The organism is Polaribacter sp. HA6-7, from assembly GCF_055693625.1.
Genome location: NZ_CM146338.1, coordinates 2633354 through 2657413, shown reverse-complemented (window position 1 = coordinate 2657413; position 24060 = coordinate 2633354). Strand labels below are relative to the sequence as shown.

The 24060-nt window shown below is 31.3% G+C and carries 12 protein-coding genes and 10 pseudogenes; 16 read left to right on the top strand and 6 right to left on the bottom strand.

Annotation, left to right across the window (positions count from 1 at the left end; translation table 11 throughout):
* Positions 1-25: 25 nt before the first annotated feature.
* From ACZ1HD_RS14910 to ACZ1HD_RS14850, 13 genes and pseudogenes are all read left to right on the top strand, one after another.
* Positions 26-1327: a c-type cytochrome gene (locus ACZ1HD_RS14910; protein WP_472687902.1), complete on the top strand. Its 1302-nt coding sequence runs from the start codon at positions 26-28 to the stop codon at positions 1325-1327.
* Between the two features lie 87 nt (positions 1328-1414).
* Positions 1415-4476 (top strand): annotated as a pseudogene (locus tag ACZ1HD_RS14905) (TAT-variant-translocated molybdopterin oxidoreductase).
* A 22-nt stretch (positions 4477-4498) separates the two neighbouring features.
* Positions 4499-5962, top strand: coding sequence for an NrfD/PsrC family molybdoenzyme membrane anchor subunit (nrfD, locus tag ACZ1HD_RS14900; protein ID WP_077810259.1), 1464 nt, complete (start codon positions 4499-4501; stop codon positions 5960-5962).
* 2 nt (positions 5963-5964) lie between these two features.
* Complete coding sequence (locus ACZ1HD_RS14895) at positions 5965-6492, top strand: DUF3341 domain-containing protein (RefSeq protein ID WP_077810258.1); 528 nt, start codon at positions 5965-5967, stop codon at positions 6490-6492.
* 10 nt (positions 6493-6502) lie between these two features.
* Positions 6503-7051: a c-type cytochrome gene (locus ACZ1HD_RS14890; RefSeq protein WP_340932340.1), complete on the top strand. Its 549-nt coding sequence runs from the start codon at positions 6503-6505 to the stop codon at positions 7049-7051.
* A 27-nt stretch (positions 7052-7078) separates the two neighbouring features.
* Positions 7079-8529: pseudogene (locus ACZ1HD_RS14885) on the top strand (quinol:cytochrome C oxidoreductase).
* Positions 8530-8566: 37 nt separating this feature from the next.
* Positions 8567-9573 (top strand): annotated as a pseudogene (locus ACZ1HD_RS14880) (cytochrome c oxidase subunit II).
* A gap of 33 nt (positions 9574-9606) precedes the next feature.
* Positions 9607-11387: pseudogene (locus tag ACZ1HD_RS14875) on the top strand (cytochrome c oxidase subunit I).
* Between the two features lie 103 nt (positions 11388-11490).
* Positions 11491-12514, top strand: a pseudogene (gene ruvB / locus ACZ1HD_RS14870) (Holliday junction branch migration DNA helicase RuvB).
* Positions 12514-14241 carry a SulP family inorganic anion transporter gene (locus ACZ1HD_RS14865; protein WP_472687901.1) on the top strand — a complete coding sequence of 576 codons (1728 nt, stop codon included), beginning with the start codon at positions 12514-12516 and terminating at the stop codon, positions 14239-14241. The pseudogene ruvB and the gene ACZ1HD_RS14865 overlap by 1 nt, the downstream one beginning before the upstream one ends.
* Positions 14242-14324: 83 nt before the next feature.
* Positions 14325-15731: an MBL fold metallo-hydrolase gene (locus ACZ1HD_RS14860; protein ID WP_472687900.1), complete on the top strand. Its 1407-nt coding sequence runs from the start codon at positions 14325-14327 to the stop codon at positions 15729-15731.
* 5 nt (positions 15732-15736) lie between these two features.
* Complete coding sequence (locus tag ACZ1HD_RS14855; protein WP_472687899.1) at positions 15737-16102, top strand: rhodanese-like domain-containing protein; 366 nt, start codon at positions 15737-15739, stop codon at positions 16100-16102.
* Between the two features lie 5 nt (positions 16103-16107).
* Positions 16108-16374, top strand: coding sequence for a heavy-metal-associated domain-containing protein (locus ACZ1HD_RS14850; protein ID WP_472687898.1), 267 nt, complete (start codon positions 16108-16110; stop codon positions 16372-16374).
* 56 nt (positions 16375-16430) lie between these two features.
* Here the strand turns inward: ACZ1HD_RS14850 and ACZ1HD_RS14845 are convergent.
* Together ACZ1HD_RS14845 and ACZ1HD_RS14840 are read right to left on the bottom strand one after the other, a co-directional pair.
* A pseudogene (locus ACZ1HD_RS14845) lies at positions 16431-17295 on the bottom strand (sigma-70 family RNA polymerase sigma factor).
* Between the two features lie 277 nt (positions 17296-17572).
* Positions 17573-19988, bottom strand: a pseudogene (locus ACZ1HD_RS14840) (TonB-dependent receptor).
* A gap of 386 nt (positions 19989-20374) precedes the next feature.
* On the opposite strand from ACZ1HD_RS14840, the gene ACZ1HD_RS14835 reads away from it, so the two are divergent.
* The 3 genes from ACZ1HD_RS14835 to ACZ1HD_RS14825 are packed head-to-tail and all read left to right on the top strand — an operon-like array spanning position 20375 to position 21574.
* On the top strand, positions 20375-20611 hold the full coding sequence (locus ACZ1HD_RS14835; RefSeq protein WP_472687897.1) for a hypothetical protein: 237 nt from the start codon (positions 20375-20377) through the stop codon (positions 20609-20611).
* Positions 20586-20786, top strand: coding sequence for a hypothetical protein (locus ACZ1HD_RS14830; protein WP_472687896.1), 201 nt, complete (start codon positions 20586-20588; stop codon positions 20784-20786). Before ACZ1HD_RS14835 ends, ACZ1HD_RS14830 begins: the two co-directional genes overlap by 26 nt.
* Positions 20765-21574: a BamA/TamA family outer membrane protein gene (locus tag ACZ1HD_RS14825; protein ID WP_472687895.1), complete on the top strand. Its 810-nt coding sequence runs from the start codon at positions 20765-20767 to the stop codon at positions 21572-21574. The genes ACZ1HD_RS14830 and ACZ1HD_RS14825 overlap by 22 nt, the downstream gene beginning before the upstream one ends.
* A 7-nt stretch (positions 21575-21581) precedes the next feature.
* Here the strand turns inward: ACZ1HD_RS14825 and arfB are convergent.
* The 4 genes and pseudogenes from arfB to ACZ1HD_RS14805 all read right to left on the bottom strand — a co-directional run bounded on the left by arfB (position 21582) and on the right by ACZ1HD_RS14805 (position 23961).
* Positions 21582-21985, bottom strand: a pseudogene (gene arfB / locus ACZ1HD_RS14820) (alternative ribosome rescue aminoacyl-tRNA hydrolase ArfB).
* Between the two features lies 1 nt (position 21986).
* Entirely contained in the window at positions 21987-22646 is a 660-nt protein-coding gene (locus tag ACZ1HD_RS14815) for an AAA family ATPase (protein WP_472687894.1), read from the bottom strand.
* Positions 22607-23238 (bottom strand): annotated as a pseudogene (pnuC, locus tag ACZ1HD_RS14810) (nicotinamide riboside transporter PnuC). The gene ACZ1HD_RS14815 and the pseudogene pnuC overlap by 40 nt, the downstream one beginning before the upstream one ends.
* A gap of 3 nt (positions 23239-23241) precedes the next feature.
* Positions 23242-23961 (bottom strand): annotated as a pseudogene (locus ACZ1HD_RS14805) (phosphoglycerol geranylgeranyltransferase).
* Between the last annotated feature and the right edge of the window lie 99 nt (positions 23962-24060).

Sequence of the window (24060 nt, the reverse complement as noted above, 5' to 3'; positions counted from 1 at the left end):
AATACTAAAATTATAGTTTGTAAATATGAAAAGTGTAACATTGCATAGTAGACTAAACTCTGTACTTCTAAAAAGTCTTACATTACTTTTGTTTTTTGCCTTTAGTGCATCAACTTATTCGCAAGATGTTGATGAGGCTCGTCAGAAAGAAGGTAGAAAATTATTTAAATCTTTATGTGCTTCTTGTCATAAGTTGGATAAGAAATTAGTTGGACCAGCTTTAGGTGGTGTAGAAGAGCGTAGAGAGAATTCTTGGTTAAAATCTTGGATTAAGAACAATGCTGAATTTCAAAAAGTGAACGCAGATGCTGCAGAAGCTGCACAGTACAGTGCAACTGCAATGAATGCATTTCCTCAATTAACTGATGAAAATATTGACAATATTTTATATTACACAACTGTTGGTGATATAAAAAAGGCACCAGCTCCAGGAGCTGGAGGTGCTACAACTCAAGTGTTGGAAAAAAGTGGTGCGCCAGATTGGTTGATTTATTTCTTAGCGGCAGCAATTGTTGTGGCGTTTTTAATGATCGCAAGTTTGTTAAAACAAGTTAGTGAGTTAAAAGGAAATAAGAAATCGGGTGTAGAGTCTAATTTAAGAAGAGATTTACAAGAGCTTTGGGTTGGTGTTAAAGAAAATACTTTCTTAAAAGTTTTAGGTACTATTTTAGTTTTATTGATTGGTGCTTACGTTGTTTTCGGTACGATGTTTAAAGTTGGTGTAGATCAAGGTTATCAGCCAATTCAGCCAATAGCATTTTCGCACAAGATTCACGCAGGTGAAAATAAAATAGATTGCCAATATTGTCACTCTTCGGCAAAACATAGTAAGCATTCAGGAATTCCTTCTGTTAATGTTTGTATGAACTGTCATAAAGGTATTTCAGAAGTTGCTGAAGGAACTGAGATTCAGTGGAACGGTCAGACTTATGGTAAAGAGCAGTTGGATCAAGAGATTGCTAAAGTTTATAAAGCTGCAGGATGGGATCCAGATGAGTTGGCTTATACAGGAGAGGAAAGGCCGGTAAAATGGATTAGAATACACAATCTTCCGGATTTTGCTTATTACAATCATGCTCAGCACGTAACTGTTGCAGGTGTTAAATGTCAAAAATGTCATGGTCCTGTAGAAGAAATGGATGAGATGTATCAATATTCTCCATTAACAATGGGATGGTGTATTGATTGTCATAGAGAGACGAATGTAGATTTAAAAGGAAATGAGTATTACGAAAAAATTCATGATCAGTTAGCTAAGAAATATGGTGTAGATAAAGTAACTATATCTCAGTTAGGTGGTTTAGAATGTGGTAAATGTCATTACTAAACAAAGAATTAAAGATTCAAAGTTAAAAGAGGAAAAAATTGTTGATCAATTTTATAAATCTTTCAATCATTAAATAAAAAAGTATAAATGGCTTCAAACAAAAAATACTGGAAAAGTGTTGAAGAACTAAAAGATAGTTCTGTTGTTGAAACGCTGAGTAAAAATGAATTTGTAGAGAATATTCCTACAGATGATTTTTTAGGAGATAAAGAAACATTAGAGGCGTCTTCTACTTCTCGTAGAGATTTCTTAAAGTATGTTGGCTTTACTACAGCGGCAGCTTCATTAGCAGCTTGTGAAGGACCGGTTGTTAAATCGATTCCTTATGTTGTTAAACCAAATGATATTATTGCTGGTGTAGCAAATTGGTACGCTACTTCTATGGCAGATGGTTATGATTTTGCGAATATTTTAGTAAAAACTCGTGAAGGTAGACCAATTCAAATAATGCCTAATAAAGAAGCAAACGGAACAACAAGTGCTAGAGTGCAAGCTTCAGTTCTTTCTTTATATGATGAGAAGTTACGTTTGAAAGAACCTACTAAGGCTGGAGCAGCTATTTCATGGGCTGAAGCAGATAAGGAAATAGGTCAAAAATTAAATAGTCTTAAAGAAGCAGGTAAGCAAGTTGTTTTGTTAACAGGAACGATGGCTAGCCCTTCTACAGATAAAGTTATAAGTGAGTTCTTAACTACATATCCTAACGCTAAGCATGTTGTTTATGATGCTGTTTCAGAATCAGCAGCAGCAGATGCTTTTGAGAAAATGTATGGTAGAAGAGCTTTGCCAAATTATAAGCTTCAAAATGCTGAAACAATAGTTTCTTTTGGTGCAGATTTCTTAGGAGATTTTCATGGTGGTTTTGAGAAAGCGTATATTGATGGTAGAAAACCGGAAACAGGTAAAATGTCTTACCATGTTCAGGTAGAAAGTAATATGTCTTTAAGTGGTGCCAATGCAGATAAGCGTTTGGTAGCTAAACCTTCTGATGTTGTTTTTTCATTGTTGAATCTTTACAAAGAGTTAACAGGAAATTCAGTAGCGTCTAATAGTACTCCTATTGATGCTGAAATTAAGAAGTTGGCAAAAGCTTTGAAAAAGGCTGGTTCTAAAGGTGTTGTAATGACAGGTGTTAACGATGTTAATGCTCAATTGATTTCTTTAGCAATCAATCAATATTTAAGTAGTGAGATTTTAGATGCTAAAAACTCTTTAAATATCCGTAAAGGTAATTTTAAAGATGTAGAAGCGTTAGTTTCTGATATGAAATCAGGTAATGTTGGTGGTTTATTAGCTGTTAATGTAGATCCTGCCTATACTTTGCCAAATTCAAATGAGTTTACAAACTCATTAAGTAAAGTTGATTTAAAGGTGTCGTTGTCTGTAGAAAACAATGCTACAACAAATGCAATGGAATATGCATTGCCAGCACCACATTTCTTAGAGTCTTGGGGTGATACTCAGTTTTCTGAAGAAAACTTCGGTTTAATGCAACCTGCAATTCAGCCTTTATTTAACACGCGTCAGGTACAAGATACTTTATTAAAATGGTCCGGTAGTTCTACTACTTACTATGATTTCTTAAAGTCATTTTGGTCTGATAATGTTTTAGGAGGTTCGTCTTGGAATAAAGCTTTACATAATGGTTATTTCAGTAAAGCTGTTGATGCTAGTTCTGTATCTGAATTTGTTTCAGAAGTTTCAATTGCAGAAGTTGCATCAAACTTAAAAAAGAGTACAAAAGCTTCAGAAATGGAGTTAAATTTATATACTAAAACAGGTTTAGGAGACGGTAAACAAGCAAACAATCCTTGGTTACAAGAATTCCCTGATCCAATTACAAGAGCTTCTTGGGATAACTACTTAACAATGTCAATAGCAGATGCTAAAGCGTTAGGTTTTGAAAATCCTGTTAAAGATAACGGAGCAATTAATGGAGATTACGCAAAAGTAACCGTAAATGGTGAAGAAGTTGTAGTTCCTGTAATGATTCAACCAGGACAAGCAAAAGGTTCTGTAGGTTTATCATTAGGTTTTGGTAAAACATTCGGTTTAAAAGACGAAATGAAAGTTGGTGTTAACGCTTATCCTTTATACAAAGGAGGTAATAACATTCAATATAATGTTTCTATAGAAAAAGTTTCGGAACTCATAAGTTTGCTTGTACTCAAGTACAGAAAACAATTGCAGGACGTCATGATATTTTAAAAGTTACTTCATTAAAAGATTACAAGAATGTAGATCCAAAAGATCATCATCATGGTTGGAACAAGCCAGCTTATGTATCTTATGATCATAAAGAAGTAGAAGCAAATACAATAGATTTATGGGATGAACACAACAGAGAAGTTGGTCATCACTTTAATTTATCTATCGATTTAACTTCTTGTACAGGTTGTGGGGCATGTGTTGTAGCATGTCATGCAGAAAACAATGTGCCAGTAGTTGGTAAAAATGAAGTAAGAGTTGGTAGAGATATGCATTGGTTGCGTATTGATAGATATTACTCTTCTGAAGTTGAAACTAGAGAAGAAGCAAAAGAATTAGGATTAAGTAGAGGAGCTACTTATGAGGCTTTAGAAACTGAAGCAGAAAATCCGGAAGTTACTTTTCAACCAATGATGTGTCAGCACTGTAATCACGCTCCTTGTGAAACTGTATGTCCAGTAGCAGCAACTTCACATGGTCGTCAAGGTCAAAATCAAATGGCGTATAACAGATGTGTTGGTACAAGATATTGTGCAAACAACTGTCCTTATAGAGTTCGTAGATTTAACTGGTTTAATTATGCAAATAATAACGAGTTTGATTTCAATATGAACAACGAGTATGGTAAGATGGTTTTAAATCCTGATGTTGTAGTGCGTTCTAGAGGAGTTATGGAGAAATGTTCTATGTGTATTCAAATGACACAAGCAACAATTCTTAAAGCTAAAAAAGAAGGTCGTAAGGTAAATGTTGATGAATTTGAAACGGCTTGTTCTTCTGCTTGTACTACAGGAGCAATGGTTTTTGGTGATGTTAATAACAAAGAAGATAAAGTAGCTGCATTAGCAGAAGATAAAAGAGCTTATAACGTATTAGATTACCTTCAAACGAAGCCAAACGTAATCTATCAAGTTAAAGTAAGAAACACAAACGAAGCGTAATTAATTTTTAAGATATAAAAACATGTCTCATTACGAAGCACCCATAAGGGAACCTTTAGTATTAGGTGATAAAAGTTACCACGATATTACCGAAGACATTGCAAAACCTATCGAAGGTAAAGCAAATAAGAATTGGTATATAGCATTTTATATTTCTTTAGCAGCAATGTTATGGGGATTTGGATGTATTTTCTACACAGTAGGAACAGGAATTGGAGTTTGGGGATTGAGCAAGAACATTGGATGGGCTTGGGATATTACTAACTTTGTTTGGTGGGTAGGTATTGGTCACGCAGGAACATTAATTTCTGCAGTACTTTTATTATTCCGTCAAAAATGGAGAATGGCAATTAACCGTTCTGCAGAAGCAATGACGATTTTTGCTGTATTTCAAGCAGGATTGTTTCCAATTATTCACATGGGTAGACCATGGAATGCATTTTGGGTTTTACCAATACCGAATCAGTTTGGTTCTTTGTGGGTAAACTTTAACTCACCATTGTTATGGGATGTATTTGCAATTTCTACATATTTATCTGTATCATTAGTTTTCTGGTGGACAGGTTTATTACCAGATTTTGCAATGATAAGAGACAGAGCTGTTAAACCTTTTCAGAAGAAAATATATGCTTTATTATCTTTTGGTTGGTCCGGTAGAGCAAAAGACTGGCAACGTTTTGAAGAAGTTTCTTTAGTACTTGCAGGTTTGGCTACACCTTTGGTATTATCTGTACACACGATTGTATCAATGGATTTTGCTACATCTATTAATCCAGGTTGGCACTCAACAATTTTCCCTCCTTATTTCGTTGCTGGAGCAATCTTTTCAGGATTCGCAATGGTACAAACGTTATTAGGTATCATGAGAAAAGTTACTAACCTAGAAGATTACATTACTCGTATGCACGTAGAGTATATGAATATTGTAATTATCTTAACAGGTGGTATTGTTGCTGTAGCTTATGCAACAGAATTCTTTATCGCATGGTATACAGGTTCTCCTTATGAAAACTATACATATTTATCTGTAGGTGCTGCAACAGGACCTTATGCATGGGCATTCTATTCTTTATTATTCTTTAACATTTTAACTCCTCAGTTATTATGGTTTAAGAAAATTAGAAGAAGCTTTATATGGACTTTCGTAATCTCAATATTTATCAATATTGGTATGTGGTTTGAGCGTTTTGATATTATTGCGATTGTATTAAGTAAAGGTCATTTACCTTCTACTTGGTGGCGTTTCGAACCAACTTTTGTAGATGTTGGTATCTTTATCGGAACAATTGGATTTTTCTTTGTACTATTTTTATTATATGCGAGAACTTTCCCTGTAATAGCACAAGCAGAAGTAAAAACGATATTAAAGTCTTCAGGTGAATTTTACAAGAAGAGAAGCGAACAAGGTATTCCTACTAAACCAGCAATTGTAGTTAACAATACAGCTGTTAAAAAGGAAAACTTAGATAACAATATAAACGAATAAATATGGAAGCTAATAAAGTTATTCATGCATTTTATACGGATGATGAAGTTTTAGTTGATGCAGTTAAAGCTGTTAAAGCAGAACACCATCATATCGAAGAAGTATTTTGTCCATTTCCTGTTCATGGTCTAGACAAAGCTATGGGATTAGCACCAACAAGGTTAGCTATTACAGCTTTCTTTTATGGTATTACTGGATTAGGAGTTGCAATTTGGTTAACAAATTATATAATGATTCAAGATTGGCCGCAAGATATTGGTGGTAAACCAAGTTTTTCATGGTTTGAAAACATGCCAGCTTTTGTACCAATTATGTTTGAATTAACTGTGTTTTTTGCAGCACACTTAATGGTAATTACTTTTTACATGAGAAGTAGAATTTGGCCATTTAAAGAAGCTGAAAACCCAGATCCAAGAACTACAGATGATCATTTTTTAATGGAAATACCTGTACATAATAATGAGGAAGCTTTAACTTCTTTATTAGCTAAAACAGGAGCTGTAGAAATTAATGTAGTAGATAAGCACTAATAAATAGATAATGAAGAATTTAAAATTAATTATCGGTTTAATGGTTTTTACAAGTATTATTTCTTGTAACGACAATAAGAATAGACAAGTTCAATACATGCCAGACATGTATGAATCTATACCTTACAATGCAGACGGTGAAGAAAGTGTTAATGGTAACGTTGTAAACAGCAAACCTGTTGCAGGTACAATTCCAAGAGGCGGAGCACCAGCATATGATGTGCCTGATACTATTGAAGGATACGATACAGCTAAGGTTGAAGTTAAATCTCCATTAGAAAAAAATGACGAGAACTTAGAAAATGGTAAAGCAATGTATACCATTTATTGTGTTTCTTGTCACGGTAAAAAAGGAGACGGTCAGGGTTACTTAGCAACTTCAGAAAAATTTGCAGGTGTACCAAATTATAAAGATAGAGATATTACAGAAGGAAGCATTTATCATGTACTTATGCACGGTAAAGGTTTGATGGGATCTCATTCTTCTCAATTGACTTATAAAGAGCGTTGGCAAATTGTTCAATACGTAGAAGTTTTACGTGCAGATTTGTTAAAATAAAATACAAAAAGATAGAATACGAAAGATATGTATCAATTCTCAGGTAAATTAAAGACATTCTCATTAGCACTTATTGTTTTAGGTGTTATAGGAATAGCATTCAGTTTTTACAGTGGTTCACAAACTACTATAGAAGATGCTAAACATGCAATTGAAGCAGCTAGTAATGATGGTCATGGTGGTTCACATGGTGATGCAATCGAGGCTCCTCACAATGCAGATAGTTCAAAAGTAGATAATAATGCTTCCGGTGTTCATCACGGAGAAGGAAGTGTTGACACTACAATGAGTGGTCATGGTGCTCATGACGATGATTCTCATGCAGAACATGTTTTACATCAATTACAAAATAGACCATGGTCTGCATTTTATGTAGCATTGTTCTTTTCTCTTGGTTTAACTTTATTAGTTTTAACTTTCTACGCAATTCAAAGAGTAGCACAAGTTGGTTGGTCTGTAGTTATTTTAAGAGTTATGGAAGCTATTACGGGAAATTTATTACCTGTATCTATCTTAATGGCAGTGGTTGTAATTGCATCAGTTATGCATTTAAATCATTTATTCCCTTGGATGGCCGAAGGTACTTTTGATCCTTCAAGTGAAAACTACGATCCTATTGTAGATGGTAAATCATGGTGGATAAATTCAACCGGTTTTCTTGTAAGAAGTATAATTTATTTAATCCTTTGGAATGCTTATAGATTTTTCATCAGAAAAAATTCTATTAAAGAAGATACTGCAAATGATGGTAACAAAACATACAAGAAGAATTATAATGCGTCTGTTATTTTCTTATTTGTATTTATGATTACAGAATCTATGATGTCTTGGGATTGGATAATGGGATTAGATCCTCACTGGTTCTCTACATTATTTGGATGGTATGTATTATCTACATTATTAGTTAGTGCTTTAACAGTTATTGCATTCTTTACAATATACTTAAGATCTAAAAATGCTTTACCAGGAGTTAATGATAGTCATATTCATGATTTAGCTAAGTTTATGTTTGGTTTTTCAGTATTCGGACATATTTATGGTTTGCTCAGTTTATGTTAATTTGGTATGCAGATATACCAGAAGAAACAACATATTATGTAGCAAGATTTACTGAGTATAAATTACCATTTTTAGGTATGGTTGTTATGAACTTTGCTTTTCCAGTACTATTATTAATTAATAGTGATTTTAAAAGTAAACCTTGGTTTGTTTTTATTGGAGGAGTTGTAATATTAGCAGGACATTATATTGATGTATTTATTATGGTGATGCCATCTACAGTTGGTGCACAATGGTTCTTCGGAATTCCAGAAATTAGTGCTTTATTATTCTTTATTGGTTTAATAATTTATACAACTTTAAGTTCTTTTGCTAAAGCGAATCCTGTACCAAAAGGAAATCCATTTTTAGCAGAAAGTGAACATTTCCATTACTATAATATTGAACATTCTGGAGAAGATTCAGGAGATCATCATTAATAAATAATTTAATTAAAATAAATAAGACAAGATAAATATGCTAGCTCTATTTTATATTTTTATAGGTGTTGCAATTGGTGTAAGCGTTTGGCAAATTACTAGAATCATGGATTTTAGAAGTTCTATTGCCAATGATCAAGATAATGCTGCTCAAGGTAAATTTGCAATTGCTTTCATGGCTTTTCTATATGCTATGATGATTTACTGTTTAATTTTTATGAACGTAATTATGTTACCTGAATCAGCTTCTTATGAAGGTGAGCATGATGACAACTTATTCGATATTACTTTTTGGTTAATTGGTATTGTTCAATTTATAATGCAATTCTTAATTTTCTATTTCACATTTAAGTATAGAGGAAGTAAAGACAGAAAAGCTAAGTTTTATGCAGACAGTCATAAGTTAGAATTTATTTGGACAGTTACTCCAGCCATCGTTTTAGTATTATTAATAGGATACGGTTTATGGCAATGGAATAACGTAATGGATTTATCTGATGCAGAAGATCCAATTGTAATAGAAGTTTATTCTCAACAGTTTAGATGGGATGCTCGTTATGCTGGTGCAGATAACACTTTAGGATTAGGTAATGTAAACTTTATTAAAGGTATTAACACAATGGGGGTTGATATGTCTGATAAAAATTCTGCAGATGACAAACAAGTTACAGAGTTGTACTTACCAAAAGGAAGAAAAATTCATTTTAAGTTCCGTTCTCAGGATGTATTACATTCAGCTTATATGCCGCACTTTAGAGCTCAAATGAACTGTGTGCCTGGTATGGTTACAGAATTTGGATTTACACCGAAGTACACGACTTTAGAAATGAGAGATCAACCGAAGTTATAGAAAAGTCTATTGGTATTAATAAAATAAGAAAAGCTAAAGGCGAAGATCCTTATGTGTTTGATTATTTATTATTATGTAATAAGATTTGTGGTGCATCTCACTATAATATGCAAATGAAAATTACTGTTGTAGAACAAGAAGAATACGACAAGTGGTTATCAGAACAACCAACATTAGCTGAAGTTATTAAATAAATTATAATAAAATTACTACAAACAAGTAAGATTATGTCAGAACATCATCATAAAGAAACTTTTGTAACAAAATATATTTTTAGTCAAGATCATAAAATGATCTCTAAACAGTTTTTAGTAACTGGTATGTTTATGGGTATTATAGCCGTTTTAATGTCTATGTTATTCCGTTTACAACTTGCATGGCCGTGATACTTCTTTTTCAATTGTTGAAGCATTTTTAGGTTCTCACCAAACAGATGGTATTATGGATCCTGATATGTATTTAGCATTAGTTACAATACATGGTACTATTATGGTATTCTTTGTATTGACAGCAGGATTAAGTGGTACTTTTTCAAACTTATTAATTCCATTACAAATTGGTGCTAGAGATATGGCTTCAGGATTCCTAAATATGGTTTCTTATTGGTTATTTTTCTTATCTAGTGTAATTATGGTTATGTCTTTATTTGTTGAGGCAGGACCAGCAGCAGCAGGTTGGACTATTTATCCTCCATTAAGTGCTTTACCACAAGCAATTCCTGGTTACGGTATGGGTATGACTTTATGGTTGGTTTCTATGGCTATATTTATTGCATCTTCTTTAATAGGATCATTAAATTATATAGTTACCGTTCTTAACTTACGTACAAAAGGAATGAAAATGACAAGATTGCCATTAACAATGTGGGCATTCTTTATTACAGCAATAATTGGTGTAGTTTCTTTCCCTGTATTATTATCGGCTGCTTTATTATTGATTTTCGATAGAAGTTTTGGTACATCTTTTTACTTATCAGATATTTTTATTTACGGTGAAGTATTACACTACCAAGGAGGATCACCAGTATTATTTGAACACTTATTTTGGTTCTTAGGTCACCCGGAGGTATATATTGTATTATTACCTGCATTAGGTATTACATCAGAAATTATTTCTACAAATGCAAGAAAGCCAATTTTTGGATATAGGGCAATGATTGGTTCTATTATGGCAATTGCATTTTTATCAACAATTGTTTGGGGTCACCATATGTTTATCTCAGGAATGAATCCTTTCTTAGGATCTGTGTTTACATTTACAACTTTATTAATTGCAATCCCTTCTGCAGTAAAGGCTTTTAATTACGTAACAACTTTATGGAAAGGTAACTTACAATTAAATCCTGCGATGTTATTTTCTATTGGTTTAGTTTCTACTTTCGTAACAGGAGGTTTAACAGGATTGGTATTAGGAGATTCTGCTTTAGATATTAATATTCACGATACTTACTTTGTTGTGGCTCACTTCCACTTAGTAATGGGTGTTTCTGCAATCTTTGGTATGTTTGCTGGTGTTTATCACTGGTTCCCAAAGATGTATGGTAGAATGATGAATAAGACTTTAGGTTATTGGCATTTCTGGTTAAGTATTATATGTGCTTACGGAGTATTCGGCCAATGCACTTTATTGGTTTAGCAGGTTTACCACGTAGATATTATACAAACACTAACTTTCCAATGTTTGATGATTTAGCAGATATCAATGTTGTTATTACTATTTTTGCTTTGGTTGGTGGTATTGCTCAGATATTCTTTATTGCTAACTTTTTTATCTCTATGTATAGAGGTGAAAAAGCTACACAAAATCCATGGAAATCAAACACTTTAGAATGGACAACACCAGTAGAACATGTACATGGTAACTGGCCAGGTAAATTACCGAAGTTCATAGATGGGCATATGATTACAGTAAGCGTGTAGATCCTAATGATGATGATAGTGATTATTTACATGGTGAAGATTTTGTTTTACAAACAACACCATTATTAGACGGTGAAGAACCATCTTAATAATTATAAAATATAATTTAAAAAACCTTTCCAGCAATGGAAAGGTTTTTTTTGTGTAACAAAACTTACATTTTAGTATTTTAAATAATATTATCTTTGTTTTATGAACGAAAATTTAAATCCTGACAATAGTAACTTTTCTAATGAAGACTTTGATGTTGAAAAGAAGTTAAGACCTTTATCATTTGATGATTTTACTGGTCAAGATCAAGCTATTGATAATTTAAAAGTCTTTGTTCAAGCAGCAAATAAAAGGAATGAAGCTTTAGATCATACATTATTTCATGGTCCTCCTGGTTTAGGAAAAACGACACTTGCACATATTCTAGCAAATGAATTAGAAGTAGGGATTAAGGTTACCTCTCGGACCTGTTTTAGACAAACCGGGTGATTTAGCAGGATTACTTACAAATCTAGATGAAAGAGATGTTTTATTTATTGATGAAATACATCGTTTAAGTCCAATAGTAGAAGAGTATTTGTATTCTGCAATGGAAGATTACAAAATAGATATAATGATTGAATCTGGGCCAAATGCACGTACAGTTCAAATTCACTTAGAACCTTTTACTTTAATTGGTGCTACCACTCGATCTGGATTATTAACTGCACCAATGCGTGCACGATTCGGAATTAGTAGTAGATTACATTATTATAAAACGGATTTATTAACCACTATTATTCAAAGAAGTGCGCACATTTTAGGCGTTCCTATTTCTATGGAAGCAGCGATTGAAATTGCTGGTCGTAGCAGAGGAACTCCAAGAATTGCGAATGCTTTGTTACGTAGAGTTAGAGATTTTGCAGAGATTAAAGGTGAAGGGAATATCACTATTGAAATAGCTAAATATTCTTTAAAAGCATTAAATGTTGATGCCCATGGTTTGGATGAAATGGATAACAAAATCTTGGCTACAATAATCGATAAATTTAAAGGAGGACCTGTTGGGATTAGTACAATTGCAACTGCTGTTTCTGAAAATACAGAAACAATAGAAGAAGTTTATGAACCTTTTCTTATACAACAAGGATTTATAATGAGAACTCCAAGAGGTAGAGAAGTAACAGAGTTAGCATATAAGCATTTAGGAAGAACAAAAGGAACAAATCAAGGAGAATTGTTTTAATGAACTTAAAAAAGATAATACCTATTTTAGAATGGTTGCCAAACTACAATTCTTCGCTGTTTAAGGGAGATTTAGTAGCGGGTATAACTGTAGGAATTATTTTAATTCCACAAGGAATTGCCTATGCTTTAATTGCAGGTTTACCACCAATTTATGGTTTATATTGTGCGTTGGTTCCACAGATTATGTATGCTATTTTTGGTTCTTCTAGACAAGTAGCAATTGGTCCGGTAGCAATGGATTCTTTAATTGTTGCAACAGGTGTTTCTACCTTAGCTTTGGCAGGATCTGAAAGTTATATTTCTATTGCAATTTTATTGGCTTTAATGGTTGGTGCTATTCAGTTTATAATGGGAGTATTTAGTCTCGGTTTTATCGTAAATTTTCTATCAAAACCTGTTATTACAGGTTTTACATCTGCAGTTGCATTGATAATTGGTTTTAATCAATTTAGAAATTTATTGGGTGTAGATTTTGTTCAGAGCGACCAAATTCAGATAATTTTAGAAGATATTATTTATAATATTAGTAATTATAATTATCATACAACTGTTATAGGTTTATGTTCTGTAATCGTAATTATTTTCTTTCGTAAGATAAATAAGAAAATTCCGAATGCATTAATTGTTGTTATTCTTGGTATTATCACAATGAAATACTTTGGTAAAAGCTTTGAAGATGTATCTATTGTAAAAGACATACCGTCAGGATTACCAAAGTTTGAACTACCAACTTTTGATTTTGATCAGATTAAAGAGTTAATGCCTATTGCTTTAACATTAGTAATGGTTGGTTATTTAGAAACCATTTCTATTGGTAAATCTTTAGAAGCTAAACAAGACGAATATAGAATTAGACCAAATCAAGAATTAATAGCATTAGGTATTAGTAATATGGTTGGTTCTTTATTTAAAGCATACCCAAGTACTTCTAGTTTTTCTAGATCTGCAATAAATCAAGAAAGTGGCGCTAAAACAGGTATGGCAGCATTAATATCTGTAATTATGGTGGTAATTACGTTGTTATTCTTAACACCTTTATTTTATCATTTACCAAAAACAGTTTTAGCAGCTATTATTATTGTAGCTGTATTTGGTTTGGTAAATTTTAAAGAAGCGGGTTTTTTATGGAAAGCAAATAAACTCGATTTTTGGTTAATGTTAGCAACCTTTTTGGCCACATTATTACTTGGAATTGAATATGGTATTATTGTTGGTGTAGGTTTATCTCTAATCATTTTAATTTTTAGAACCTCGAGACCGTATGTAGCAGAGTTAGGTAAAGTGCCAAACTCTAATTTTTACAGAAATAAAAATAGATTTGATGAAGTTGTAATTGATGATGATATTCTAGTTTTTAGATTTGATGCACAATTATTTTATGCAAACTCTAGTTATTTTAGAGATAAACTTGATGAAATGATGTGTAGAAAAGGTTCTGCATTAAAATTGATTGTATTAGATGCAGAAAGTATTAATAGAGTAGACAGTACAGGAGTTGAAATGCTTAAAGAACGAATTAAATATTGTCAAAAAAGAAATATTACATTCTATTTTGCAGGTGTTAAAGGTCCCGTAAGAGACGATTTATTTAGAAGTGGAATATTAGAAATTATTGACTTAAAACATTTCTTTATGCGCGCAAATCAAGCGGTAAAATTCTATAAAACCGGAGATCGATCGCATCAAGAGAAATACGCGAAATATATACATCAAGCTTACGATTAAGCTTTAACTTAAAACTGATAAATATCATTTAGTAATTTACACTATTGATGTTATTTTGAAGTGTAATAAATGAAGAACAGATTATGATAATAGAACAAATTTATACAGGTTGTTTAGCACAAGGTGCTTATTATATTGAAAGTAAAGGAGAAGTAGCAATTATAGATCCTTTAAGAGAAGTACAAGATTATATTGATAGAGCAGCAAAAGCTAATTCAAAAATTAAGTACATATTTGAAACACATTTTCATGCAGATTTTGTTAGTGGGCACGTAACTCTTGCAGAAAAAACAGGAGCAGATATTGTTTATGGTCCAACGGCAAAAACTAATTTTAATGCAATAATAGCAGAAGATAATCAAGTTTTTAAAGTAGGAGATATTTCTATAACGGTATTACACACACCTGGTCATACAATGGAAAGTTCTTGTTATTTATTAAAAGATGAGAATGGTAAAAACCATGCTCTTTTTAGCGGAGACACATTATTCTTAGGTGATGTTGGTAGACCAGATTTAGCTCAAAAAGGAGATATTACAGAAGAGGATTTAGCTGGTTTTCTATTTGATAGTTTAAGAACTAAAATTATGCCGTTAGCAGATGATGTTATTGTTTATCCAGCACATGGTGCAGGTTCTGCTTGTGGTAAAAATTTAAGCAAAGAAACTGTAGGTACAATTGGTAATCAAAAAGAAACCAATTATGCATTAAGAGCTAACATGACAAAAGAAGAGTTTATAAAAGAAGTTACAGATGGTTTATTACCACCACCAGCTTACTTTCCTTTAAATGTTAAATTAAATAAAGAAGGTTATAAATCTATAGATGATGTTATAAAAACATCTACAAAACCATTGTCTGTAAAAGATTTTGAATTGGTTGCAAACGAAACTGACGCTATTATTTTAGATGTACGTCATCAAACAGAATTTATAAAAGGATTTATTCCTCAATCTATTTTTATTGGAATAGACGGCGGATTTGCACCTTGGGTTGGCGCATTAATAAAAGACATTACACAACCAATTTTATTAGTAGCTGCAAAAGGTAGAGAAGAAGATACAATTACAAGATTATCTAGAGTTGGTTTTGATAATGTATTAGGTTATTTAGAAGGTAGTTTTGATGCTTGGAAACAAGCAGGAAAAGAAATTGATACTTTAGAATCTGTTTCTGCATCTGTATTAGAAGAAAAAATAAAAGAAAATATGCCTGTTTTTGATGTAAGAAAGCCGGGGGAGTTTTCTAGCGAACATATAAATGTTGCTGAAAGCACACCTTTAGATTTTTTAAACGATCATATTTCACAATTTCCAAAAAAAGGAGATTTTTATATACATTGTGCAGGTGGTTACCGTTCTGTTATTGCTGCTTCGATACTTAAAGCTAGAGGATTTCATAACGTAATTGATGTGGCAGGTGGTTTTGGTGCAATAAGAAAAACTGATATCGAGACAACTGCAGCCGTTTGTCCGTCTACTTTAAAATAGTTTTAATGAAGCATTTTATTTGTTTATTAGTTACATGTATGTTTTTTATTGCTTGTAAACCTCAAAGTGATACAAATAATATAACTACTTTAGAATTAAAACGTATTTTAGAAGAAGATAGCATACAATTATTAGATGTTAGATCAACGAAAGAAGTTAAACAAGGTTTTATAAAAACTGCGATTTTTGCAGATTATTTTGATGCAAATTTTTATAATAATGCCTCAAGAAAGTTAGATAAAAATCGAAAAGTGTTTGTGTATTGTAGAAGCGGAAATAGAAGTAAAAAAGCCATTAAAATATTAAGTAAAGCAGGTTTTAAGTGCGTTAATGTTTTAGGTGGATATAATCAATGGAAAAAAGAAAATTAGATAGTATGATTTCAGAAATAAAAATAGAAAATTTAAAATGTGGTGGTTGTGCAGCTACAATAAAAAAAGGTTTATTAAGTATAAGTGAAGTTACAGATGTGCAAGTTGAAGTAGAGGATTCTACGGTTACCATAACATCAGAAAACGAAAATTTAGATTTGATAAAAGAAAAATTATCTAAATTAGGATATCCGGAAGTAGGAGATAAAAACACCATAGCTCATAAAGCAAAGTCATTTGTTAGTTGCGCTATTGGCAGAATAGATTCATAAAAATAAAAAATCTCAAAATGTAAATTTTGAGATTTTTTATTTTAAAAGTATTTTTTTTATCCTAAGTATGTTTTTAGCATTTGATTTTTAGATTTAGATTGCAATCGTCTAATTGCTCTTTGTTTTACTTGTCTTACTCTTTCTCTAGTTAAATCGAATTTTTCGCCTATTTCAGTTAAACTTGTAGCAACTTCATTACCAATACCGTAATACATTTTTAAAACTTTAGCTTCTTTAGATGTTAAAGTGTTTAAAGCTCGATCGATTTCTATTTTCAAAGATTGATTCATTAAATCTTTGTCTCGGTTTCGGAGATTCATCAGACTGCAAAACATTGTATAAATTAGAATCTTCTCCGTCTTTAAAAGGTGCATCCATAGATAAAGATTTACCGTAATTTCTAATAGATTGTTCTACTTCTGTTTCTGTCATGTCTAAACTTTGCGCAATTTCTTTATTTGTAGGCATTCGTTGTTCATTTTGCTCTAGTCTAGCGTAAATTTTATTGATTTTACTAATACTACCAATTTTATTTAATGGCAACCTTACAATTCTAGATTGTTCTGCTAAAGCTTGCATTATAGATTGACGAATCCACCAAACAGCATAAGAAATAAATTTAAAACCCCTTGTTTCATCAAAACGTTTTGCCGCTTTTACTAAACCTAAATTACCTTCGTTTATTAAGTCTGATAGTTTTAAACCTTGCCCTTGATATTGCTTAGCTACAGATACTACAAACCTTAAATTAGCCTTTACCAATTTATCTAACGCAATTGAATCTCCTGTTTTAATTTTTAGAGCCAATTCTACTTCTTCATCTGCAGTTATTAAACCTATTTTACTTATTTCTTGAAAATATTTTTCTAAAGATTTTGCGTCTCTGTTAGTTACTTGCTTTACAATTTTAAGTTGTCTCATAAATTTTTAGTTTATTTTTTTGAATGAAGTGAGCTACTCTTTTAATTAGATTTGTTCTTTAAAAGAGAAAAAAGAAAAGGGATAAGATGTCTAGAAAACTTGTGGGTAAAACTTCTTGATAAAAACACTGTAGAAAAGCGTAGTTTTTATGCTAAAAAAATTGAAGTTTAAAAGTTTTTTCATAGAATTTCAATATACAGAAAAACGAGCGATTTTCAAAGAAAAAGGCTCGTTTTGTGATTTTATTAACCAAAATTGATTAAAAAAGTATGTTTTTTTAGAATTTTAGCGTTACACCAACTAAGAAGTTTCTAGTTGCTTGAGGGTAAAAACCGGCATAATCTAAAGTAGTTGTTTTATTTGGATCTGACCAAGTGTCATCAAAAGTACCATAGTAACCTCTGTCTACATATTCTCTATCAAAAATATTGTTTATTAAAGCAGTAAATACAATTGATTTAAAAATTTTAGTAGGTTTTACTTCGTACACAAAGTTTAAATCTGAAGTAAAATAACTGTCTATGATATCACTATTAGAAACTTTGCTACCTAAGTTACTCATATATTGTTTGCCAACATATTTAGATAAGAAAGAAATTTGTAGGTTTTCTAATGGTTTGTAGATAAACATATTTCCAACAACTACGTCCGGAGAAAATGAAATGTCTGTATTTCCTAAATTTTGTAAAGTACCGTCTATTTTGGCAACAAAGTTTTTATTCTTATTAGAACTAAAAGCTGCATTTGGTTTAATTGAGAAATATTCATTTAAATAAATATCTGCATCTATTTCTAAACCTAATCTATAACTGTCTCCGAGTAGCTCTAATAGGTGCACCTACGTCATCTAAAGCACCAGTTAATACTAACTGGTTTTTATAATTCATGTAGTACACATTTGTATTTAATTTTACATATTCACTTTTTAATCTCCAACCAAATTCTAAATCATTTAAAGTTTCGTGTGTGTTTACACCACCTTCAAAATCATTTCTATTTGGCTCTCTATTAGCTACAGCAAAAGAAGTATATAAACTATTATTAGGATTTACTTTATATGTTAGTCCTACTTTAGGATTAAAGAAATCAAAATTTGCATCTACTGCAATGTTTTCTAAATCAGAAGTAATACCATTTGTTTGGTAGTTAACAAAACGACCTTGTAAATCTAAGTAACCAAAAAGATCTTCTGAAATTTTAAAGTTTGCTTTAGCAAAAACAGAAAAGTCGGTTTTTTTAGCATCAGAAAAATAATACTGATCTCTAATACTTGTGTTTGGTGCTAAATCTTCTCCCCAAATCACTTCTCCGAAATGATCTCCGGTATAATTTGAATAAGAAACACCGTAAATTACATTGAAAGATTCGTTTTTGTAATTAGCATTAAAGTTAGCAACATAAAAGTCATTTTGTAACCAACGTCTTACAATAACATCTGAACCATCAATAATTAAATTATTAAAATCTGCTGCATCTTCTTCTACTTTATATTGTTCGAAGTAACCAGAACCTTTTGTGTAGTTTAATGCTAAATTTGTAGACCAATTATCGTTTAATTGCTCATTCCAGTGCAATTGATAATGGTTTTGCTCGTAATTATCTACCTCATTATCATAAGTGTAATAATTATATCTTCTGTCAGAATTTCTTAAATTTTCTGCTTCGCTATCACTTAAAAAGTTATCTGTAATATAATCTTCGATACCTTGAGCATCATTTTCTAATCTTACTTTAGGCGTACCGTACCAAGCTTGGTAGGTTTTTTCTTTTCCTCCGAAAGTAATTGCTTTTATTAAGGTATTATCATCAATATAACTTCCTTGTAAAAAGTAAGATTTTAGGTCTGATGATGCTCTGTCGATATATCCATCAGAAGAAATATTAGACAAACGACCTGCAATTTCTATATGATCGTTAATTTTACCTGTACTAAATTTTACTGTATGTTTTCTTGTGTTAAAAGAGCCAAAAGAGTTTGATATTTCTCCGGATGCTTCTTCTTGAGCAGCATCTGTTAAAATATTTAAACTTGCCCCAAAAGCACCAGAACCATTTGTAGAAGTACCAACACCACGTTGCAATTGTAAGTTTTGAGTTGAAGATGCAAAATCACCTAAATTAACCCAAAAAGTACCATGGCTTTCTGCATCGTTATAAGGTATACCATTAACGGTTACATTAATTCTTTCTCCGTTAGAACCACGCACGCTCATATATGTGTAACCAACTCCTGCACCAGCATCTGATGAAGAAACAACAGAAGGCATGTAGTTTAAAAGAATAGGAATATCTTGTCCTAGATTACGTTTTGCAATTTCTTTTTTAGATAAGTTAGAAAATGTTACCGGAGCATCGGTATTTGCTCTTACGGCAGCAACTAAAACTTCGTCTAAAACCATAGAACCTGTTTTAAGTTTTATAAAATACTCTTCGTTTTTAGAAAGTAAAACTCTTTGCGAAATAGTTTTGTAACCAATAAAAGAAACTTCTACTGTATAAGTACCTTTTTTAAGTTGCAAACTAAAATTTCCTTTAAAATTTGTTGATGTTCCTTTTTTAATTTCTTTAATGTAAACAGATGCTCCTGGTAAAGGGTTTTCGTTTTCGTCTATTACAGTTCCGGAAAATTTAAAGGATTGTGCATTTGTAAGTATACTTACTAATAAGAATAAAAAAATTGTAATTTTTTTCATTTTAAATAATATAAAACGAATAAAAAGAGGCAATTATTCTGTGACTATTTTTGAATAATTAGTTTTGGCATTTAGAAGAGTTTGCAACGTAATAGTGTTTTATTTTTTTAAACCTACTGTAGTTAAAACTTCTTAATGACTTTGTTGTAAATCCCTAAACAGCATTACCTGTTCTAGGTTCTTTGGGTATGATCTCAGCCTTTTTAAAGCACCCCTTTATGAGAACAATGCAAAATTAAGCTAGAATAGTTTAATGCGGAACTAAAAAGTGATTTATTTTAACTTTTAGTTAAGTCTTTAAACAACCATTACCGATAAGTAAAATTTTATATGAGTTAATATGTATAAAAAATCAGCACTAAATTTGTATAAAATATCAATCAATCATGAAATATAATCCATCAAACAACCTTTATAAAATAACAGTTAATTTATTTTTTGTTTTTCTCTTCACTTTATCTGCTTATTCTCAGGAAGGTGAATCTAAAAAAGAAACCGGTTTAGATAAATTTGTAGAATATTTTACATTTTATCCGAATAAAGATAAAGTAGCTAAAGATTCTACCTTGTATTTATCAAAAATAATTACAGCACCAATTGTTAGTTATTCGCCGAGAAACTAGTTTAGGGTTTGGTGTTGGTGCAAAATATTTGTTTAAATTTAAAGGAAGTGGAGACGAAACAAGAACGTCTAATATGCCTGTTTCTATGTTGTACACTTTAAATAATCAGTTTTTTATTTACTCAGGATTCGAGATTTTTACAAATCAAGAAGAGTGGGTGATTTCGGTAATTTGAGTTTTCAAAATTATCCAAAATATTACTACGGAATTGGTACAGATACACCAGAATCTAATGAAGAAATTTATGATACGTATCAATTTTTAATTGAACCAATTTTGCTAAAAAGAGCGTTTACAAGATATTTATTTTTAGGTGGTGGAGTTAGATACAACAAAGTTTATAAAACTAAAGTTGAAGAAAATGGTTTGTTAGATGCAACAAGACCAACAGGTTATGATGGTTCTACTTCTACAGGAGTTGAGTTGGCAGTTTTGTATGATAGTAGAGATAATATTTTAAATGCATCTAAAGGTTGGTATTTCGAGTTAACTAGAGGTTTTTATAACACATCTATGGGCGGAACGCATGATTTTGATTTAACACGTTTCGATTTACGTCATTATTTTAAAGTTTCAGTATCTAATAATGATGTAATTGCAGTACAAGCAGTAGGGCATTTTGCGAATGGAAATGTGCCATTATCTGAGTTAGCATTATTAGGAAACGAACAAATAATGCGTGGTTATTTAGAAGGAAGATTTATTGAAGAAAATTTATTAGCAGCACAAATTGAATATAGAAAAACGTTTAAAGATAGTAGATTTGGTTTGGTAGGTTTTATTGGTGCAGGAGATGTGTTTAATAAAACTACTGATTTAAATATTGGCGATTTAAAGTTAAATTATGGTGTAGGACTTCGCTTTATGTTAGATAAAAAAGAGAAATTAAATATAAGATTTGATTATGGTGCTGGTAACGAAACAGATGGTAACTTTTACGTAAATATTGCTGAAGCTTATTAAGCAGTACTTAGTCTAATTTAGGTCTTTTTCTAAGTGCTTTTTTTACCGAGTTTTTCTGTTTAGAATCTAATCTTTTTTTGATGGCACTTTTAGAAGGTTTCGACTTTTTTCGCTTTTTTGCGACAATTAAATTCTTTTTAATTAATTCTAAAAACCGTTTGATAGCAAGTTCTTTATTTCTGTGCTGAGATCTAGTTTCTTCGCAAAAGAGTATTAAAGTGTTTTCTTTAGTAAGTTTTGATGAAAGGTTTTTTTGAGTAAAGTTTTTTCTTCATTAGAAAAAGCAAATGAATTTTCTAAACTAAAAGTTAATTCTATTTTAGAAGATGTCTTATTAACATGTTGCCCACCAGCACCGTAACTTCTAATTGCTTTAAAATTTAATTCTTTTAATAATAATTCTAAATTCATTTTAATAATCTAAAGAATTTCCGAAATCTGCAGAATTCTGATGTAAAAAATGCATATCTAAATCTAATAATGAATTTGAAAATGAGTGTAAGTTATCTTTCGTTTCAATAATTTTATTGATAGCTTCTGTAGCGTTTTTTAATCTTGTTTCTTTATCTCCTTTTAACAAAAGATAGGGTCTTTTATTTTTAATTAAGGCCTTTTCAAATGCTTTAAACATTTCTAGTCTTTCCTCCGGCCTGTCACGTAAATCATCTTCTTCCCAAGGAGTATCTATATAGGTTAAAAGATATAAATCATATTGGTTTTTAGTAGCTGCTTCATTTAGTTTATCATCTACAAAACCACCATAAAATTCTTCTGAATATACTTTTGTTTCTAATAAATCTGTATCACAAATAAGTATTTTGTCTGCTTTTTTTGCTAACGAATTTTCTAGTTTCATTTGCCCAATTGCAATTGGTAATAAATCTTCTTTCTCACAAGTTTTACGCTCGTTGTTCCATTTATCTTGCAGGTATTCGCGCGCAAATTCCGGAGCCCAAACCGTATTATAATAGCGTGCTAATTGTCTAGAAAGTGTTGTTTTTCCTGTAGATTCAGGGCCAAATAAAACAACTTTTACGATGTTAATGGGTTCTTGTTTAAGTTCTTTTTCCATGCTAAATAGCCAAAAATGGCAATAAAAGTAAATCCGAAATATTGAAAACTAGTAAAGGTAAATCCTTTGTATAAATATAAAGGTACAGAAATTAAATCTCCAATAATCCAAAAAATCCAGTTTTCTATTTTACGTTTCGCCATTAACCACATACCTACAAAGAAAATGGCAGTTGTAAATGTATCTACATAAGCAGTCCAATTTGTCCATTTTTCAAAATAAGTATAAACAGCGTACACAAAAATTAATGTTGCTATAAATATTAAAACACTTATTTTTTTCTCTTTATAAGTAGTTTTAGAAATTGGTGTTTCGTGTTCTCCATCGCTTTTGTAGGTCCAAATATACCAACCATAAATACTCATTATAAAATAATAAGCATTAATCATCATATCTCCTAAAAGTTCCCATTTTAGCAATAAATACACAAAAATTAAGGTACTTATCATTCCTGTCGGAAAAACTAAAACTTTATTTTTTTGGAATACCAAACCGATAAAAACCCAAAAATAACGGCAATAATTTCTAACACAATATCTATTGTTTCGTATGTTTTGTATTGCTCAAACAAGAAGTTAAAAATTTCTGTCATTTTTTATTTTTTTAAGTCCTCAAAAAAGGTTTCATCATCTTCAAAAGCAGTACCAATTACAACTATATCCGCACCAGCATTAAAAGTTATATCTAATTGTTCTTTAGAACGAATACCGCCACCAACAATTAATGGAATTGACAAGTTTTTTTACAACATTGATGATACTATTATGCACAGGAACTGTTGCACCAGAACCTGCTTCTAAATAGATTAACTTTTTGCCAGAGAATTCGCCTGCCAAAGCAGTATTTAATATCAAATCTACATTTTCTTGCGCGATTGGTTTTGTGTTACTTACCTTTTGAGTTGCAGTTTCTTTTTTTCCATCAATAAGAATATAACCTGTAGGTAAAATTTCTAAATGAATGTTTTTTAATATTGGTGCCGCTTTTATTTGTTGTTCTATTAAATACTCGGGTTTCTGCCGGAAAGCAAACTTAAAAATAGAATTCCGTCTGCTTTTTCTGAAATCTGAGAAACATCACCAGGAAATAAAACTACGGGTAAATGTGTGGTTTTTTTAATTTCAGAAACTACATTTTCTGTTTGATTATTTTCATCTGTGCTTCCGCCAATAAAAATATGTGTTGCAATAGATTGGTGAACTTTTTCAAAGAAAATAGCAATATTTTCTAAATCTATTTTTTCTGGATCTATAAGAACAGCCAATAACTTTTTGCCTTCTTTTTTTGCTAATAAAATGTTTTGGTAAATATTCACGAATGCGAAAATACAAAAGCTGAATGTGATTACGAGGATTTATGCAGAACTTGTTTCTGTAAGAATGACCAAGTAATCTTATTTTAAACATTAAAGATT